This window comes from Mesorhizobium sp. WSM4836, from assembly GCF_055811815.1.
In genome coordinates, this window is sequence record NZ_JBVVQF010000095.1 from 1 (window position 1) to 470 (window position 470).

Consider the following 470-nt stretch of genomic DNA (forward strand, 5'->3'; position numbering starts at 1 on the left):
ACATCATCGACATAATAGGTGTCATTGCCGCCATAGCCGATCATCGTGTGGCCGCCGGCGCCATGGAACACATCGTTGCCGCTGGTGCCATACAAGATGTCGCTCGTGTCGACAGGAGGCGGAGCGGTCCCAGTGGTAGCGAGGTTGTGCTCCCGAAAAACGGCCTGCAGTTCCGGAGAGCTTTCAAGCGCGGTGTCGCCGTTCTGCGTTCCCCATTTGTAGGTGTAGTCGAAGGCGGGTGACGGAACCAGCGCGGCCCAATGGTCGATCATGGTCTGCATCTGTTCGGCGGTGGGCATGACCTGTCTTCCGCCGTCGGAAGTCTCCCAGTTACCACCGCCAAAGGCCTGATAGACCGGAACAATATTGCCAACCGGGATGCCCGATTTGACTGCTGCAGCCACGGCTCGATCGATCATGTCGTAATCGACCGTGTCCGTTCCCGTGCGCACCGGATAGGGGTCTATTCC

1 pseudogene is annotated in these 470 nt (G+C 59.4%); it reads right to left on the minus strand.

Features of this window, described 5'->3' with window-relative positions:
- Positions 1-470 (minus strand): annotated as a pseudogene (locus tag AC0L2P_RS32250) (calcium-binding protein); the annotation flags it as partial.